General features: G+C 63.2%; 17 protein-coding genes. 3 read left to right on the top strand and 14 right to left on the bottom strand.

The genetic code is table 11. The features are described 5' to 3' along the window. From HKL97_RS07880 to HKL97_RS07860, 5 genes are all read right to left on the bottom strand, one after another. Positions 1 to 1,119: APC family permease (locus tag HKL97_RS07880; RefSeq protein ID WP_291424107.1), on the bottom strand; the 1,119-nt coding region annotated here is incomplete at its 3' end. Positions 1,120 to 1,162: 43 nt separating this feature from the next. Then, positions 1,163 to 2,248: an agmatine deiminase gene (gene aguA, locus HKL97_RS07875; protein ID WP_291424105.1), complete on the bottom strand. Its 1,086-nt coding sequence runs from the start codon at positions 2,246 to 2,248 to the stop codon at positions 1,163 to 1,165. 12 nt (positions 2,249 to 2,260) lie between these two features. Beyond that, a complete protein-coding gene (aguB, locus tag HKL97_RS07870) occupies positions 2,261 to 3,148 on the bottom strand; it encodes an N-carbamoylputrescine amidase (RefSeq protein WP_291424103.1) in 888 nt (295 codons plus the stop codon). Further along, positions 3,145 to 4,512 (bottom strand): glutamine synthetase family protein, encoded by a 1,368-nt coding sequence (locus tag HKL97_RS07865; RefSeq protein WP_291424101.1) that lies wholly within the window; start codon positions 4,510 to 4,512, stop codon positions 3,145 to 3,147. The genes aguB and HKL97_RS07865 overlap by 4 nt, the downstream gene beginning before the upstream one ends. Continuing rightward, on the bottom strand, positions 4,509 to 5,888 hold the full coding sequence (locus HKL97_RS07860) for an aspartate aminotransferase family protein (RefSeq protein ID WP_408820856.1): 1,380 nt from the start codon (positions 5,886 to 5,888) through the stop codon (positions 4,509 to 4,511). Before HKL97_RS07860 ends, HKL97_RS07865 begins: the two co-directional genes overlap by 4 nt. Before the next feature lie 119 nt (positions 5,889 to 6,007). Here HKL97_RS07860 and HKL97_RS07855 point away from each other — a divergent pair, with 119 nt between their 5' ends. After that, positions 6,008 to 6,160, top strand: coding sequence for a hypothetical protein (locus HKL97_RS07855; RefSeq protein ID WP_291424100.1), 153 nt, complete (start codon positions 6,008 to 6,010; stop codon positions 6,158 to 6,160). Here HKL97_RS07855 and HKL97_RS07850 read toward each other — a convergent pair whose 3' ends face one another. Continuing rightward, positions 6,161 to 7,519: a hypothetical protein gene (locus HKL97_RS07850; RefSeq protein ID WP_291424098.1), complete on the bottom strand. Its 1,359-nt coding sequence runs from the start codon at positions 7,517 to 7,519 to the stop codon at positions 6,161 to 6,163. 203 nt (positions 7,520 to 7,722) lie between these two features. On the opposite strand from HKL97_RS07850, the gene HKL97_RS07845 reads away from it, so the two are divergent. Further along, positions 7,723 to 8,742, top strand: a complete 1,020-nt coding sequence (locus HKL97_RS07845) for a WD40 repeat domain-containing protein (protein WP_291424096.1) — start codon at positions 7,723 to 7,725, stop codon at positions 8,740 to 8,742. Between the two features lie 190 nt (positions 8,743 to 8,932). Here HKL97_RS07845 and HKL97_RS07840 read toward each other — a convergent pair whose 3' ends face one another. The 7 genes from HKL97_RS07840 to HKL97_RS07810 form a co-directional block, all read right to left on the bottom strand. After that, complete coding sequence (locus HKL97_RS07840) at positions 8,933 to 10,210, bottom strand: DUF5666 domain-containing protein (RefSeq protein ID WP_291424094.1); 1,278 nt, start codon at positions 10,208 to 10,210, stop codon at positions 8,933 to 8,935. After that, positions 10,182 to 11,003 (bottom strand): DUF6502 family protein, encoded by an 822-nt coding sequence (locus tag HKL97_RS07835; RefSeq protein ID WP_291424091.1) that lies wholly within the window; start codon positions 11,001 to 11,003, stop codon positions 10,182 to 10,184. The genes HKL97_RS07840 and HKL97_RS07835 overlap by 29 nt, the downstream gene beginning before the upstream one ends. Before the next feature lie 192 nt (positions 11,004 to 11,195). Next, positions 11,196 to 11,432, bottom strand: coding sequence for a hypothetical protein (locus tag HKL97_RS07830; RefSeq protein ID WP_291424090.1), 237 nt, complete (start codon positions 11,430 to 11,432; stop codon positions 11,196 to 11,198). Positions 11,433 to 11,524: 92 nt separating this feature from the next. After that, positions 11,525 to 12,340 carry a methionine biosynthesis protein MetW gene (locus tag HKL97_RS07825; protein ID WP_291424088.1) on the bottom strand — a complete coding sequence of 272 codons (816 nt, stop codon included), beginning with the start codon at positions 12,338 to 12,340 and terminating at the stop codon, positions 11,525 to 11,527. Between the two features lie 214 nt (positions 12,341 to 12,554). Next, positions 12,555 to 13,319 carry a hypothetical protein gene (locus HKL97_RS07820; RefSeq protein WP_291424086.1) on the bottom strand — a complete coding sequence of 255 codons (765 nt, stop codon included), beginning with the start codon at positions 13,317 to 13,319 and terminating at the stop codon, positions 12,555 to 12,557. Positions 13,320 to 13,496: 177 nt separating this feature from the next. After that, positions 13,497 to 14,249 carry a sulfite exporter TauE/SafE family protein gene (locus HKL97_RS07815; protein ID WP_291424084.1) on the bottom strand — a complete coding sequence of 251 codons (753 nt, stop codon included), beginning with the start codon at positions 14,247 to 14,249 and terminating at the stop codon, positions 13,497 to 13,499. A 5-nt stretch (positions 14,250 to 14,254) separates the two neighbouring features. Continuing rightward, the gene (locus HKL97_RS07810; protein ID WP_291424082.1) at positions 14,255 to 15,232 is read right to left on the bottom strand and encodes an adenosine kinase; all 978 of its coding nucleotides are present in this window, start codon (positions 15,230 to 15,232) and stop codon (positions 14,255 to 14,257) included. A 142-nt stretch (positions 15,233 to 15,374) separates the two neighbouring features. Between HKL97_RS07810 and HKL97_RS07805 the strand changes: the two genes are divergently transcribed. Continuing rightward, complete coding sequence (locus HKL97_RS07805; protein WP_291424080.1) at positions 15,375 to 15,977, top strand: polymer-forming cytoskeletal protein; 603 nt, start codon at positions 15,375 to 15,377, stop codon at positions 15,975 to 15,977. A 102-nt stretch (positions 15,978 to 16,079) separates the two neighbouring features. Here HKL97_RS07805 and HKL97_RS07800 read toward each other — a convergent pair whose 3' ends face one another. Beyond that, positions 16,080 to 17,705 carry a glycoside hydrolase gene (locus tag HKL97_RS07800; RefSeq protein ID WP_291424078.1) on the bottom strand — a complete coding sequence of 542 codons (1,626 nt, stop codon included), beginning with the start codon at positions 17,703 to 17,705 and terminating at the stop codon, positions 16,080 to 16,082. Positions 17,706 to 17,743 lie beyond the last annotated feature (38 nt).

Below are 17,743 nucleotides of genomic sequence, written 5' to 3'. Positions count from 1 at the left end.
GACCTGCACGGCGATGGCGCTCACCGAATCGCCCAGGATGGTGGCGATGGAGGGCATGAAGCTGGAGATGAAGATCATCACCAGGCCGACGGCCAGCAGCAGGTACATGGTGCGCACCGGTGTTACCGTCTTGGCGTGAACAAGCGCGAAGAAGGTGGGGAGCGCACGGTCCCGGCCCATGGCGAAGAGGGTGCGCGAGAATTGCAGCATGGTGGTCTCGAGCGTGGCGACCGAGGAGAGAATGAGCGCCAGTGAGGCCGCATAACCGCCCACCTTGCCCAGCCCCGCGGCGACCGCGACGTGGTAGATCAGGTTATCGGAATAGCTGGAGGATTTGGCGAGGGTGAACATCATCAGCGCCGCCACCGTGAAGGCGATGAAGGAAGCGATGGTGACGAAGATGCTCAAAAACCCGCCCTGGCCGGCCGCGTTGGGGGTGTCAATCTTGGTTTCTTCCGCCAGGTTACAGGTAACATCCCAGCCCCAGTAGAGGAACACCACCACCAGCGAGGACGAAATGAAGGTGCCCGGCGCATAGTTGAAGCCGAACCAGGACCAGGAGAAATGCGTGACCGCGCCGGAGGCGCTGGTGTGCAGGAAGGCCGCGATGGAAATGCCGAAGAGGATCAGCAGTTCGATCGAGCTCATCACCACCTGGATTTTGCTGGTGAGCTCGATGCCCGCGATGAGCACGGCGCCGATGGCCACGAACCAGAGCGCGCCGATGAAGGTGGTCAACACCACATTGCTCGCCAGGGCGGGATCGAAAAGATCAATGGTCGCGGTGCCGAGCGGCACGCTGCCCGTGACCATGAACACCATGGCGGCGATGAGCAGCGCCCAGCCGGAGAAATAGCCAAAAAACCCGCCGAACACCGATTTGGTCCACTCATAGGCGGCGCCGGCATTTGTCATTTTAACATTGAGGCCCTTGTAGGCGACCGCAATCCCCAGCATGGGAACGGCGAATACCAGCAGCGCATTTGGCGAAACCGCGCCGGCAGTCGCCAGCAGGCCCGCGATGGCCACGGCAATGGAGAATCCTGGCGCGGAGCCCGCGATTCCCATGATGATGGATTCAAAAAACGTTAGAGAATTTGATTTTAATTTTGTGCTCATTATAGTCGTAGCCCCCTTTTTTATTGGATTAGCCTTTAGACTTTCAATTTTCAGTCCTTGGTTGCTGCTGGGTGATGCAATGGATATTGCCCCCACCCAGAAGAATTTCACGCGCCGGAACCATCACGATCTCTCGTTCTGGAAACAGCCGGGCCAGCACGGCCCGGGCCGCGGCATCCGTTGCCACTCCAAAGGATGGTGCAATTATCGCGCCATTTGCAATATAAAAATTCACATACGAGGCGGCGAGGCGTTCGCCGGCGGCGCGGTTCATGCCGTTCTCGCCATGGTCAACACCGGCGGCTTCTTCAGCGGAGATGAACATCGGCGTGGGCATCGGGATATGCTCGACCGCGATCGGGCGGCCCTTTGCATCACGCGCACCCTGCAAACGTGCCTCGGCAGCACGCGAGACTTGGTAATGCGGGTCGGCCGGATCGTCGCACCAGCTGAGCAGCACCACGCCGGGACGCACGAAGCAGGCCAGGTTATCAATATGGCCGCCGGTCTCATCGCCGGGCACGCCCTCGCCCAGCCAGATGACATGCGAGGCGCCGAGATAGTCTTGCAGCACCCGCTCCATTTCCTGGCGCGTGGCCCCCGGATTGCGGTTCTCGTTGAGCAGACATGCCTCCGTAACGAGCACGCTGCCTTCGCCGTCGACGTGAATTGCTCCGCCCTCGATGATTTTTGGCGCGCGGAAACGCCGGGCGCGCTCCAGCTCAAGCATTTTGGCGGCCACCTGATCGTCCAGATCCCACGGAAAATATAAGCCGCCCTGCAGCCCGCCCCAGGCGTTGAAGGGCCAGTCCACCCCGGCGAGATCCCCTGCCGGGTTGAGCAGAAAGGACGCGCCCACATCGCGCGCCCAGGAATCGTTGGTGCTAAGCTCAACGGCGCGCACCGCTTGCGGGAGCATTGCGCGGGCCTGCGCGAATTGCCGGGCGCTGACCAGCATCGTCACCGGCTCGAAGCGGGCGATGGCCGAGGCCACCGCCGTGAAGGCGTGCTGCGCGGGCTTAGCCCCCAGCCGCCAGTTATCCGGCCGCTCGGGCCAGATTATCCAGCACCCCGCATGGGGCGCCCATTCCGCCGGCATCGCAAAACCAAGTTCGCGCGGCGTGGTCATCGTTAGGCTTCCTTACCGGGCATTATGGATATGCCTGCCGTCAAGCGTGAGCAGCGGGGTGTATAGTTCGGGGCGGCGGTCCCTGAAGACGCCCCAGGAGGCACGGGTTTGGGCCAACGATTCAAGGTCAAACGTGGCGGTGAGGAAGGTTTCCGCAACACGGTCAGCCTCGGCGATTTTGGCGCCCGTGTGATCGGCGATGAACGAGGAGCCGTAGAAGGTGATCGCCGTGCCGCGGGCGCCCTGCTCGGTGCCGACACGGTTGGAAGCCACGAGCGGGGTGAGGTTGGCGGCGGCGTGGCCCTGCATGGTGCGCTGCCAATGGCCGCTGGAATCCAGCTTGGAGTCCTGCGGTTCGGAGCCGATGGCGGTGGGGAAGAAAAGCAGTTCCGCGCCCATCAGCGCCATGGCGCGCGCGGTTTCGGGAAACCACTGGTCCCAGCAGATGCCAACGCCGATGCGGGCGTATTTGGTGTCCCACACCTTGAAACCGGTATCGCCTGGGGAGAAATAGAATTTCTCGGAGTAACCAGGGCCGTCGGGGATGTGGGATTTGCGGTAGTAGCCGAGATTGGCACCATCGGCATCAAGGATGACGACTGTGTTGAAAAAGCTCTGGCCCGCGCGCTCGAACACCGAGACCGGCAGCACGACGCCAAGCTCTTTGGCGATGGGCGCGAAATGTTCGACCGCCGCGTTTTCCTCCAGGGATTTCGCCAGCCCGAAGCAGGCGTGGATCTGGTCCTGGCAGAAATAGGGCGTTTCAAACAATTCCTGGATCAGAATGATTTGCGCGCCCTGCGCCGCCGCCGCGCGGACCAGTTTTTCGGCCCGCGCAATGTTTTCAGCAGCGTTGTCTCCGCAGGCCATTTGCGTGGCCGCGACTGTGACGTTTCTCATGCGGTCTCCAGATACGCATCGTATTCAACATCGGAGATCCGCCGCCGCATTTCATTCACCTCCTGACGTTTGCAGGCCGTGAAGACACGTTGGAAGTCAGCGCCGAAAATGCTGGCGATATGTGCGGAGTCTGAGAATTTTTCGAGCGCCGCGGACCAGGCGATGGGCAATGAGGGCGCGCTGGGGCTGCGCCGCTCGCCGAAGGTTTCCGGGCCGGGGTCGGCTTTGGTCTCGATCCCGTTCAGCGCCGAGCCGAGCAGCGAGGCGAAGGCGAGATAGGGGTTACAATCGGCGCCGGCGACGCGGTGCTCGATGCGCGAGGCGTGCGGGTCAGCGGTGATGACGCGCATCGCCGCCATGCGGTTGTCGTGGCCCCAGTCGCCGAAGGTGGGTGCGTGCACGCCGGGGGCAAAGCGCCGGTAGGAGTTGGCATGCGGCGCCAGGGTTAGCATCGTATCAGGCAGCGCCTTGATGATTCCGCCCAGTGCGTTGTAGAGCACTGGCGCGGCGCGCTCAGGCGTACCGGCGAAGATGTTGTTGCCATTACGGTCCAGCACCGACATATGCACATGCATGCCGCTGCCCGCCCATTGCCCGTAGGGCTTGGCCATGAAGGTCGCGGTCAACCCGTGTTTGCGCGCGACCTGTTTGATGGTACGCTTGAACAACGTCGCGGAATCGGCAACGCGCAGCGCGTCGGTCGAGTATTTCAGGGTTACCTCAAACTGCCCGGGGCCGTTCTCGCTGATCAGCGTTTCCAGCGTGATGCCCTGCGATTTTGCGTTCGACATCATCTCGCGCAGGATCGGCTGATAGTCGTGGATTTCACCCAGGCCCACCGCATCGATATGCCAGCCGCGCCAGCCGGAATAATCCGCCCCGCGGGGGGCGATTTTCAAACCGCCGGTCTGGCCTTGATCCACCAGGTAGAACTCCAGTTCCACCCCCAGCGCGGGGGTGAGGCCGGCGGCGGTGAAGCGCTCCAGCACGCGCGACAGAACGCCGCGCGGATCGAGATAGAAATGGCTGCCGTCAGCTTCGCGCATGGTCAGCATGGCTTGGCAGGCCGTACCGTCCGCCCAGCCCATGCGGGTGATGGAATGCGCGACGGCGGTGCAGAGGCCGTCGGGGTCGCCGGTGTCAAGCGCGATGCCGCCCTCGACCACGTCACGGCCCCAGATATCGAGCAGGAAGGCCGAGCGCGGCATGGCGATGCCGACGCCGAGCAAGGCTTTCGCCTTGTCCGGCTGCAGCCACTTGCCGCGCGGCACACCGTTCACATCGATGATGAAGGCTTCAATATATTCAGCCTGGGCCATCAACTCCAGTTTATCGGTGTTGCCGGCAATCGCCGGCGCGCTCACAATGCCACCTCATGCTTCACTTTTTCATAGGTCTGGTCGAAGGATTTTTTCGCCAGGGCGACCATCGTGTCGATTTCATCATATGAGATGATCAACGGCGGCGCGAACACCATGGTATCGCGCACGGCGCGCATGATCAGCCCGTTGTTGATACAGAAATCACGGCAGATCTGGCCGACGCGGCCGTTTTTGGCGAAGAACTTGCGGGTGCGCTTATCCGCGCTCAGCTCGATGCCGCCGATCAGCCCGATGCCGCGCACTTCACCGACGAGCGGGTGATCATCGAACACCTCGTGGAATTTCTGGCGCAGCACTTCGCCCACCGTCACGGCGCGCTCAACGAGCCCCTCGCCTTCGATGATGTCAAGATTTTTCAGCGCCACAGCGCAAGCAACCGGATGCCCCGAATAGGTGAAGCCGTGATAATACTCGCCCGTCTGGTTGATGAGGACATTGGCCACGCGGTCATGCAGCAGCACCGCGGAGAGCGGGATGTAGCCTGAGGTGATGCCTTTGGCGACCGTCATCATATCCGGCTTGATACCGAAATAATCCGAGCCGAACATCTTGCCGGTGCGGCCGAAACCGCAGATCACTTCATCGGCGATCAGCAGAATATCGTGCTCCTTACAGATGCGGTTGATCTCGGGCCAGTAGGTTTCCGGCGGGATGATGACGCCGCCGGAGCCTTGCAACGGCTCGCCGATGAAGGCGGCGACGTTATCAGCGCCGAGCTCCTTGATTTTATCTTCCACCTGTTTGGCGGCATAAAGCCCGAATTCGGCCGGGCTCATCTGGCCGCCGTAACCGTACCAGTACGGCGGCAGAACCTGCGTGAAGTTTGGCATGTCACCCGCCTGGCGGTGCATGTCCACCATACCGCCGGCGGAAGCGCCGAGGGTGGTGGAACCGTGGTAGCCATATTCACGGCCGATGACGAATTTCTTTTCCGGCTTGCCAAGGGTCTGCCAGTAAACGCGCGCGGTGCGCAGGGCAGTATCCACCGCCTCGGAGCCGGAGCAGGCGAAGAAGGCATGGTTGATGCCCTCAGGGGCGAGCTTGGCCAAACGCTGCGCGAGGGCGGCGGCCGGCGGGTTCGTGGTTTTAAAGAACGTGTTGTAGTAAGGCAGTTTGGTCATCTGCGCGGCGGCAGCCTGCACCAGCTCCGGCCGGCTGTAACCCGCGTTGACGCACCACAGGCCAGCCATGCCGTCCAGAATGCGGTTGCCGTCAGAGTCTTTCAGAAATACGCCATCAGCTTCGGTGATGACACGCACGCGGCCTTCATGCAGGGCCTTGTGGTCGGTAAAAGGATGTAAATGATACGCATTATCAATGCTCTGCCAGTTTGCGGCATCGCCCATTTTGTTCAGCATAACTGCTTCTCCCTAAAGATTTAATGATCGCGCCCGCGCCTTGGGCGCGGGGCAAGAAAAAACCTTAAGCGTGAGGAGGGCTGAAGCCTATGCGCGCGCAAAGAAGGAGAAGTTCTTCCTTGAAGCTAAGCCCAACGGGAGCGGTTACCAAAACCATGCGCAATCTTTGCATGGCGGAACTGCAAGTTCAAGACAATTATAGTCTGATGAAAAAAAACCGGCTGGGAGGAGCCCCCCAGCCGGTTTTTGTAACTTCAGGTTTTACCCTGTGATTAGAACACCAGCCAGATACCCGTGAACAACACGTCGTTGGCTTCTGCGGAGCGGCCGTTGCCGTCGTAGTTATGCGCCAACCCGTTGAACTGGGTGTAGAAGGTGTCTTCGATGAAGAACTTGGCGTTCACCCAGGGGAAGAACTTGGGGCCATCGGTGTTGAACGGATAGTAGTCCAGCTCGGTGGTGTAGCTCTGGGTATTGGGTTTGCCATTGGCGTTGCTGGTGCCGGTGTTATAGAGCCCGGTATCGGCATTGCCGGTGATGCTGTCGTAAGCTTCCGTCACGCCGAACATCTGGTGCCAGAGATAGGAGGCATTCATGGATATGCTGTCCAGCGAATCATTCGGGTTGGCTGTGATCCCGAGCGGATAACTTGCAGACCAATGCTGGAACTCATGCGCATAGGCCGCCTGCACGGAGAACGCCTGCTTCACGGTGATGTACTGGTATTGCGCATCCACGCCCACATCGGTCAGCGTATCCGTCGGCCCATGGGTGTAACCGGAGGCGTAAGGATGATCGACCAGGCCAGAGGTGCCGATCTCGATTGATTGCTTCCAAGAGCTGTGCTGCAAGGCAAAGCGCCAGTAGGGGATTGGCCCGGAGATCGCGGCTTCAGGCCCAACGCCCAGCATATAGGCGGTGTGGTTCGGTACGGCCTTGTACAGATCGAACTCACCGTACAGCAGATCTGATGGTGTGACGTTGAGCGCGCCGTAGCCGCCCACGCCAGCCACGGCCTGCGCCAGTGATGCGGTCTGTAGCCCGGCGGTCTGGCCAACACCCAGCGCGGCCGGGATGAAGGGATAACCCCAGGCCGGCAGCGTGTTCCACAAATCCGTGAGACCCGGCGCGTTGTTGAAGGTGAAGCCGTACACCAGGCGCCTGTTGCCGATGTTGGTCATCTGCGCCAGGCGAATGTCCGTATTATCCCAGTGGAATTGATGGCCGATACCATCGTAGGTTCCTTGAATGAAACCACCGAGGCCGATCTTGCCATCAAGCGCACCGCCGTAGAACAGGCTGGTTTGCTGGATCGACCAGGCATTGTTGCTCTTGAAATCAGGAGCCAGACCGCCCGGCACCTTATCGTGCAGCTGGGTAAAGCCAGCCTGCATCATGGCCGCGAAATTTTTAATGTCCGGGAAGGTGCCGCCCTGCACATAGCCGTCCATCTTGAAGGCACGGCCAAAGGGGGTGAGTTGTGGAAAACCAATGTGGCAGGCCGAACAAGGCATACCGGTCTGCGCCGCGAAGGCGGGAATCGCCCTGGCCTCCCGCGGCATCGCCGTTATCGCCGCTATGCCAGCCAATGCGCCCACCGCACTCGCCCAATTCAATCTACTCCGCTTCATCGCGCTCTCCTGCTGAATGATGGCTGGTGATCTGCCAGTATGAACGATCGGCAACCTTGATCTATCTCAAGAATGCCCTGCCTGGGACAAAACAGTTCCGAATGGGCATTATTTTGAAAACGGCGCGGCAAAATTGCCACAGTTGGGGGCGGCGGGGCGGATTGGTCTTGCCGAGGGCGCGCGAGTTCGGCAGAGATCGGGACATGTCAGACCTCGACCAGCTTTTGAATTCCCGCGGCAACACCGTTGAACTCGGCGCCCATGCCATTGCCGCCTGTTTTGATGCCACCGGCCGCAGCTGCGCCTTCGCCATGGGCGACGGCAGCCTGCGCATGGCCACGGCTGAAACCTGGACCAGCATCCCGGCGCATAATGGCGCCGTGCTCTCGCTGGCGCGGCACCCGGTGACGGGGGGATTTATCACCGGCGGTGATGACGGCCGGTTGCTCGCCGTGGGGCTGGACGGCGAGATTGATGAAATTGCCCGCTACGGCTCCAAATGGGTGGAGCATGTGGCGAGCTACGCCGGAAAAACCCCGCTGCTCGCCGCCGCCGCCGGAAAGACTCTGCATCTGTTCAACGGCAAGGGCGAGGCGCTGCGCGCCCTGCCCCACCCCAGCACCGTCACCGGCATTGCCTTCGACAGCAAGGGCAAGCGGGTCGCCGCGTCACATTATAATGGCGCATCGCTGTGGTTCACCGCCTCCACCTCGGAGACGCCGCGCAAACTGGAGTGGAAGGGCAGCCATACCGGAGTCGCCATTCATCCGCAGGGCGAGGCGCTGGTGACCTCCATGCAGGAAAACGCCCTGCACGGATGGACCCTGCCGGAAGGCAAGCACATGCGCATGGCGGGCTACCCGGCCAAGTGCGAATCGTTTGGCTTTACGCACTCGGGACGCTGGCTGGCCACCGCGGGGGCCGATACCATCGTGCTGTGGCCCTTCTTCGGCGGCGGGCCGATGGGTAAGGCCCCGCTGGAGCTTGGCATGGGCGACGGCATCGCCAAGCGCATCGCCTGCCACCCGGAGACCGAGGTGCTGGCCGCCGGGTTCAATACCGGCCTGCTGCTGATCGCAGATATTGCGCAGGAGCACATCCTGCCTGTTTGCGGGCCGGGACGCGGCGCCATTACCGCACTTGCGTGGAATCCCTCTGGCTCGCACCTCGCCTTTGGCACCGAGACCGGGTTTGCCGGGATCGTCGATTTTTCGCGGCGCTAGGAGCCTGATGGGTTTAAGTGCGATCAGGCTCTGGCCATTTTTCTGAGGGCGATTCACGCTTTCGGCTCAGCTCGGCTGAGCGAACCTCAAACGATCGCGCTCGCGTGATGACCTCAGATTAACCCGCTTTGCGGGCCAGTTTGAAGTCTGACATCGCCTCTATCCGTATAATGTAGAGACATTTCAACGTTTAGTCTTTCGAGGGCGTTTCAATTTCCGGCGCCTCAAGGTCGGGCGTTTCAATCTCGGGCGATTCGACCTCTGGCGTTTCAACCTCGGGCAGATCGTGCGCGGGGGCTGTTTCGAGCGCTCCATCCGGCTCTGAGATAGCGGATTTCGGGGCAGCACCGGCCGAAGTTTCCTCGGGTGGCGATGAGGCGGCCGGTCCCACGCTCCCGGCGCGGGCCGGGGCGCCGATCAGATCCTCGGCATCGAGCATTTCAGTGTCGATCTGGTCGATCGCGATGGAGTCCGCGGCGGTCAGCTCCCCCTGAATTTCGACCAGATGCTGGCCATTGAGATCCAGCCCCGCCGGTGCGCCGGAGGCAGCCAGGCCATCGGCGGTGACGAGTTGTCCCTTGGCGCTGGTCTGGAAATAGCCGCGGACCTCAACCAGGGTTCCGGGCGCGCCGAGCGCTACGGGCGCGGGCGTGGCGGCGGCGGCGAGCAGGCCCTGGGGGGTGATGGTGCCGCTGACGATGACCCGCTCGCCGGGGGCAAGCCCCGCCGTGAGGCCGGGCGGCGCCTGCATGCTTGTACCCGCGACCGCCAGCCGGCCGGGCGCCAGCGAGGTGACTTCCGCCGCCAGCTGAAAACGGTTGCCCGGGGGCAAGGAGGTTACCCGCTGCGCAACCCAGTCGCCCGAGGGCCGGGGCAGCGCGGAGACCGCAACCAGCGCGCCGGCGCGCAGGCCGGAGAAAAGCGCCTGGCGATGCGCCGCGACCACATGTTGACCCAGCACGATGGCGCTGCGGCCATCGGCGGCGATATGGCTCACCGGGCCGATGATGGGGTGAACGACTGTGATTTCCCGGGCGTAGCCGCTGCGCGGCGTGGTGACAACGCCTTTTACCTCGGCGGTTTCGCCCACGCGCAGCGAGGATACCGTGGCGGGGGCGCCGTCGATGACGACCAGCGTGCGGCCATTGAGCGCATATTCACGGCCGTTCACGAACACGCTGCCAAAAGCCTGGATTGGCCCATAGCCGGTGATCGGCATGCCGGGGCGGGCGATGCCCGTGCCGCCGATGCCGCCGGGGCCGGAACTGACGCCCGTGCCGCCGATGCCGCCGGGCTCACCGCCGGATGCCTGCGCCCGCGCCGGGGTTGCCGCGGCGCAGAGGGAAAACACGGCCACCGCCAGCCCGAGCAGAGCAGCAGCCCTCCCGCGCGCGGCCCGCCCGGGACGTTGCACAGGGGGTTGCGGAGGCAAGGCCATGTCAGGGTTGGTCTTCGGTGCTGGTTTCATAATAATACACGCCAAGGCGCAGCCGTTTCAGCGGCTGGCCGGGGGCCTCGGACTCGGGGGCTGGGCTGCTGTCCAGCAATTTGGCGTTGGCCCGCCTGAGCATTCTGTCCGCCATTTCGCTGAGCATGGGACGGACCGCTTCCATCTGGCCGGCAGTCATCGCGTTGTGGAATAGCGCGCGTTCGATGAACGGGCGGTTACCCGGCTCCAGATTATGCAGCCCGCTGCGTAGGTGATCACTCACATTGGCGGCGAGAAACAGCATTTTGTCCTTCGGCGTGCCTGGGGTGAAGGCCGCGCGCAGCAGGTACAGCCGGTCCTCGTCGTCACGCTCGACGATTCCCGCCCGGTGCAGCTCCTCGATCACGGTGCGGGCCCGGACATCGACCTTTGCCGCGCGCAGCAGCGAATCGAAGTTTGGTTCAGGGTCGCTGCCGCGCGTGCCCAGATGGGTTGGCTCGCCCTCGGCATCAAGGAAGGCCGGGGCGGAGGCCCATGTCGCCACCACGCGCGCGGCCATGTTGACGCCGGACATCGGGTCGCGTGTTTCACTCTGGCGCGCCTGCAGCGCGTCATCGCGCAGACGTTTAACCTCGCGGCGGTTGATGCCGGTAACCAGGCTGATGCTGCTGTCCGTCGGCGCATCCTCGGCGTTGTGACGGCCGAGCGCCTCCTCGACGTAGATTCTTTTCAGCAGATCGCGCAGCGCGATATAGCCCAGCCCCCGCTGCATCAGATAGGCGATGAGCGGGCTGAGCAGGCGGCGCACCATGGTTTCTACATCTGCGTCCATCGCGTCCTGTGCTATTCCCCCACGGCGGGCATGACCAGGGCCGCGCCCTGGAACTGTGTGACTTTGTTCCACATAGCGGCATGCGCTGGTTTTGCAAGTGCCGGACGGGGATGGCCGTTATTCATCAAGCGCCAGCCTGAGGACAGATGAAACGCACCATCACAATTCAACTTATGATTGCACCCCGTACCGCTACCCGCAGGCGCCTGAAACCGCTTTGGTCCGGCCGCCCGCACTGGCTCTGGCGCCAACCGGGATCAGCATGAACAGGAAAGCACCGGCGGGAAACGCAACGGCGAGGAAAACGCCGGCGAGCGAAATCTCCCGGTTCAGGATCCGGCACGCCGAGAGGACAAAAACCCCCACGAGCGCGAAGAGCGTATAATCAGCCGCCGACATGGATTTGAGGATGGAGATGAGAAATGACAATGGTTTTGGCCTTTCGTGCCGGGCTGGCTGGGTAGGTTTGCGGGGGGCTTTGCTGCCCGCGCGGCGGGGTGATCTGCAGGCTGGATCGCCCGCTAATATATTTCAGCCGGTATTTTAGGCTTTAGGATCGCGACAAAATTATCATCCGTGGGCAAAGAGAGCAGGAAGGGAAAAGATGCCTCCAGGCCGAAGCACGATGCCAGGGCGGCGATGTCGCGTCTTCTGAAATAGTTGAGATATTCAGGAAAGCTGAATTTATACCAGCGCTTTCCCATGATCCGCCGGTTGATGGAACCGTAGTTCGAGAGTTTCAGGATGGCGATGCCATCAAGCCTGAGCTTGCGGCTCAGCAGTTCAACCACGCTGCGGGCATCGGCGTCTCGCTCCAGATGTGAATGAAGCATCACCCCGGCCAGCGAACGGTCGGGAAATCGGGAGAGGCCTTCCGCCGCGGTGGTGCTCAGGATCGTGGCGCCAGATTGCGCGGCTTCTGTACGGGCACGGGTGGAAAGCTCCGGGAATGCCTCCAGCCCATAGATGGAGAAACGCCGCGAGACGGACTTCAGCGTTTCACGGTGGCAGCCGACATCCACCACATTGCCTGAGGCGGGGCCCAGATGATTCAAAAGCTCATGAGGCTGCAGCATGGAAAACATGAACCGCCGCCAGCTTGTCGCACGGTCCACCCAGCGCAGAAGCGCATCGCCCGGATGCGCTACGGCACCATCCGCCGGGGGGGAAGCGGCCAGGGGGGCGTAAGTGAAACCGCAATTCCCGCACGCAACGAGCTTGCGGCCCGTTTTGGCGGCGGCGAGTTCCCGGGCGGCGGCGGCGGTGGTTTCACATACCAGGCAATCACGCAATGGCGCGGGCCGCGAATTGTCCGGCGCGGCAGGTTCAGCCGGCATTGCGATCTCCGCCGGACGAGACAACCCTACGACGCTTCACCTGGAACGCTCCCATCGCTTCTCGGGACACGCCCGTCTTCACGCTACGATAAGCGCGATTGCGAGGCATGTGTGCCGGTACAATTCCATATCGTGGAATAAAATCCCACAGTCAAGTGCGAAAAAACTATCCTGGATTGTACTTAAAAATAGATAACAACCGGAAAATCCGATGTCAGAATTTTTCAGTAAACCCCATGCCCGCGCCAAATTTTGGACTGTTGGGCGTCAGGCCGCGGGTCAGATAGGTCTGAAAATCAAGCGCCGGGCTGAGCCTGACAGTGTAGGCCGCGATCAACTGTTCAAACGGCCCCGCCCCGCGCTGAGGCGTTCCATTGTCAAGAAACAGCGCGGTGACATAGCCATGGTAGGGCACGGCGAGGCTGGCACCGGCTTCAAATGTTAGTGTGTTCTGCAACTTTAACCCGCGCGCGCGGCCGGCCATCCGGTAGCCGGCCCGCGCGTAGGGCAGCAGGCGGCCGGATATGTTCCATTCAAAATGGCTGCCGAATTCAACATCGGGCTGACCGGTGCCAAGCCCGTTGGACCGCGAGGCCGTGGGGACCTTGATCTTCACATAGGGCCTGATGGAGGGTCTGAGGCCGGAGGTATCGAGCACACGGTAGCTGGCGGCGGCCCAGATGTCGCCCAGGCCGGTGCGCCATACGGGGTGGCCGCTGGTCTGGATCACCGAACCGCCGTTGAGCAGCCCAGCGCCCTGGAGGGCGATGTAGGGAATTTCCAGCCGCAGGCGCAGCCTGGCGCGGTGGTATTCCAGGCTCAGCGGCAGTTCGTAGACCCGGATGGTATGCGCGGTTGCGAAGGTGCCGCCGAAATAGGACGGCTCCACATTGATGCTGAAGGGGCGGGATTGTTGCGCCCGCGCGAGCGCGGGAAGGCACGGGCCGAGCAGGCAACCGCCGGTAAGCAACGCCGCCATGCGGGAGCGCCGCCGCTTGCGTGGCACAACGCCGGCTTTAGAGGGGACACCTTGCGGAACTGTCATCTGATGAGGGAGTTATCCGGAAAAACAAAATGTAGGCAAGCGCGCCGCGCGGCACGCCAGCGCGCCCCGGAAACGCGAAGCATCCTCAGGCCCCAAGGCCACGCCGCAGGATCACCCCGCGTGCAGGAACAGGCCGATGGTAAGCAGGATGCCGATGGCGGTGATGCTGACACGCAGCACGGTTTCGTTGATCCGCCGGAGCATGTAGACGCCAAGCTGGCCGCCGAGAATGGCGCAGACCGCGACAAGCAGGACGATATACCATTGCACGCTGGTCTGTACGACGAAAATGACAACAGCCGCGACATTGATGACGCCGGCCAGCATGTTCTTGGTCGCACCGGCGTGGCGCACGGAAAGCCCGGCCGCGGTGAGTGCCGCCAGCATGAGAATGCCGATGCCGCCGCCGAAATAGCCGCCGTAAATCGCGATGAGCATTTGCGAGACCATGGCGGCGCGCGGGGTGATGTGGGCGGGCTCGTCCTCGGCGCGTTTTTTGGCGACGAAGCTGCCCCAGGCGAAAACGGCGGTGGCGAACAGCACCAGATAAGGCACGAGATGGGTGAAAATGCTGACAGGGGTGGCGAGCAGCAGGACCGCGCCGATTCCCCCGCCAACCAGGCTGATGCCAACCAGCATGCGAATGGAAAGCCCCGCCGCTCCCTCCACCAGGCTGCGCCCGGCGAGCGAGGTTGTTACCTGGCCGGGGAACAGCGCGATGGTGGAGGTGATATTGGCGGCGAGCGGGTTGAGCCCCGTGAACAGCAAGGCCGGGAACACCAGGAACGAGCCGCCGCCTGCCAGCGCGTTCTGCGCGCCGGCGATGAAGGAAGCCAGCGCCAGGAGGATCAACGCCAGGGTCATGCGATTTAAACCAGCGCTCGCAGTTCATCGGCCGGCGGGCGCGCGCCGATCCGGCTGATCGCCAGCGCCGCGGCCCTGGCGCCCAACACGCCGGCGGCGTGCAGGCTGGCGCCCTTGGTGTAGGCGGTGAGGAAGCCCGCGGCGTAGGCATCGCCAGCGCCGGTGGTGTCCACCACCTGGGTTGGCGATGCGCCGACATGGGTTTGTGTGCCCTCATGCAGGATGATGCTGCCGGCCTCGCTGCGGGTGAGCACCGCGAGGTTGATCTCGCGGGCGGCATCCGCCGCGGCTTCGGCGAAGTCGTTACGCTGATACAGGCTGCAGATTTCGGCCTCGTTGGCGAAGATGATGTCAACGCCTTCAGCGATAAGACGGCGGAAGCCGTCGCGGTGGCGGTCGACACAGAACGCATCGGAGAGGGAGAGAGCGGTTTTCTGCCCCGCCGCGCGGGCGGTGCGGGCGGCTTCGGCGAAGGCGGCCTGGGCGGCCGGGGGATCAAACAGATAACCTTCCAGATAGGTGACGGCGGAGGCGGCGATGACGGTTTCATCCAGGTCAGCCAGCGAGAATTCGCCGCCGGCGCCGAGATAGGTGTTCATGGTGCGCTGGCCGTCGGGCGTGACCAGGATGAGGCAGCGCGCGGTGGGGATGTGCGCCTGCAGCGGCGCGGTGGGGTAATGCACGCCATGCGCGGTGATCTCACGGCGGAACGTCTCGCCCATCTCATCCGCCGCGACCTTGCCGAGGAAGGCGGCGCGCGCGCCAAGTGCTGCGGCCACCGCGCAGGTGTTGGCAACCGAACCGCCCGAAGCGGTCAACCCGCCCTGCATGGCGGCGGTGAGCCGGGTGGCGGTGTCAGCGTCAATCAGCGACATGCCGCCCTTTGGCATGCCATGGCGGCTTAAAAATGCGTCATCGGTTGGCAACAAGAGGTCAACGATGGCATTGCCGATGCCGGTGATATCGTAACGGGTGACGGCCATGCTGGTCTCTCCAATGGTTTTGCGCCCGGCGATACCACTGCTGGCGCCGCGCGGGCAAATGTTGGGGCCGCATGGCTGAGGTTGTCCCGGGGCGGCGGCCCGTGCTAGCCAAGCGCTACCATTTTTGTGCCACGGAGGATTCGTGTTCAACAAACGCAAGCCTGAAGAGCCGAAACCCGCAGCACCGCCGCTGCCGGCCGCCGAGACCCCGGCGCCGCCAGCCCCGGCGGCCGGCCCTGATGACGCCACGGCCGCCGTCACGGCTCAATACAATTTCAAGGAGACTCCCATGGCCCGTTCCCCGTTCACGCCGCATATGCCCGCCCCCGCCACCGCCGCCGTACCGGCGCGCTCCACCGTGAGCAGCACCGCCGCCGCCACGCCGCGCGACGACGGCCAGCGCCGCACGCTTGTGGTCGGCCGTGGCATCAGCGTGCAGGGTACCGTGCAGGATGCCGAGCGCCTGGTGGTTGAAGGCACCGTGGAAGCCGCCATGATCAACGGTCTGGTCGAACTCTCCATCGCCCAGGGCGGCTTGTTCAAGGGCGAGGTTGAGGTGGACGAGGCTGAGGTCGCGGGGACCATCGATGGTACGCTGGTCGCCCGGCATGCGCTCATCGTCCGCTCCTCGGGCCGGGTGCTGGGCACCGCGCGCTGCCGCCGCCTGCAGGTGGAAGACGGCGGGCAGATTACCGGGCGCATCGAGATGATGACCGACACCGGCATCCCCGCGCACGAGGATTAAGCGAGCCGGGGGTTTTAGAGCCTGATAACACCCGGCCTTAAATTACAAAGATAGAGAGCGAAGGTTAAGGCCGGGGCGCGTCTCCCGGCCTTTTTTTATGGCTTATGGCTGCATCTGAAGGTGCCGCGCGGCGCGGCGGCGGCCCCATTGCGCCAGCAGAACCGGCGCGGCCATGAGCACGGCGGCCAGGCTCCAGCGCAGGAAATCCAGATTGCCGGCGCCTTCGACGATGGTATCGAGCCCCGCGAACACGGCCAGGGTATCGGCGGCGAGCATTTCCTCCCAGGCGATGTTGCCGGGTCTGTCGCGGCTCCAGAGCCGGATGGCGGCGGCGATGACGGGGATGATGAACACCGGCATGGGGGCATCGCGGTAGCGCCCGGCGAACACCAGCATGACCTCGAAGACGGCGGCGCTGGCCAGGAAGATGAACCAGAGGGAATTGTATGTGAGGGGGAATTTGCCCCGGCGCAGGGCCGCCAGGGTTTGCGCGCCGGTGGCGTCAGGCGGCAGGGGCGCGCCGGCAAGGACGGCGCCCGCGCGCCGGATGACCAGAAACGCGAAGAGCGCTTGCAGCGGCAGATTGACCAGCGCGTCCAGGCGCAGCCAGTTATCATAAAGCATTGGCAGCGTGCCCATGCAGGCGAAGGCGAAGCCGTTGCCAAGCGCGAAGGCGGGAACCGCTAGGCGTAGGTTCCTGAAGCCCCCGGCCACGAACAGCAGGCAGCCTGAGAGTGCGCCCAGCAGCGCGTACCAGGGCCAGTGCGGATGCTCGATCACGGGGCCGGTGAGCGGGAATTTCAGCTCCCGGTTGGTGGTCCAGATGCCCCAATTGGCGCCCGCCACGCCTTCGTCCTCATATTTCCAAGGCTGGTCGAAAGCTTCGATCAGGTTGTAGTCCACGCCCTCCTGGTTCGCCAGGGAGACGAAGCGGCGCAGGAACACCGCCTCGTTGACGCGCGAGGGCACGGCGGGGCCGCGCGAACGGCCACGCGAGGGCCAGCCGGTTTCACCGATGGAGATCTGCTCGCCGGGGAAGAGCGCCTTGAATTCATCCGTGGTGGATTTGATGCTGGCCAGGGCCTGGCTGACGCTGAGCGGCGTGTTCTCCCAATACGGAAGGAAATGGATCATCACGATGTTCACATGCGGGGCGACCTGGGGGAACTGCTTCCAGAAATGGGTGACATCGGCATAGGCGACCGGTTGTTTCACGCGCGCGTGTACCGCATCGATGTCAGCGATGAGGTCCTGCACCGAGAGATCGCGGCGCAACAGCACCTCGTTGCCGACGACGACGCGGGTGACGGTGTTGGGGTAGGCGTTGGCCTCGGCGATGCCGGCCGCCATTTCCTTGGCGTTGTCCGCCGGGTTGGAACTGAGCCAGATGCCGAGCCAGACCTTCAGCCCGGCCTGCTTGGCCAGGCCCACGATGTCAGTATGGTTGCGGATCGCGGCCAGGGTAGCGGGGAGTGTGCCCTCAACCGAGGAATAGGTGCGGATGCCCTCGGCATGGGTGGCCACCAGCGCCAGATCCTGGGAGATTTCCGCCGGGGTTGGGTAGGATTTATCCTGCGGCGATTGCCAGGCGCGGTAGGGCGCGTAAGACAGGGAGTTGAACTTTCCCGCCGTCATGGTCACATCGGCTGCCTGGGGTTGATTGGGCGCCATCCAGAGCAGGAAGGTGAGCAGGCACAGGGCCATACAGGCGGCAAGTGATTTTTTCATGGTGCATGGCTTAGCCGGAGCGCCGCAACGGGGGAAGA

This window comes from Acidocella sp. (assembly GCF_013044125.1).
Taxonomy (GTDB): domain Bacteria; phylum Pseudomonadota; class Alphaproteobacteria; order Acetobacterales; family Acetobacteraceae; genus Acidocella.
The sequence above is the reverse complement of the archived record's forward strand: the minus strand, read 5'-3'. Positions and strand labels throughout refer to the sequence as shown.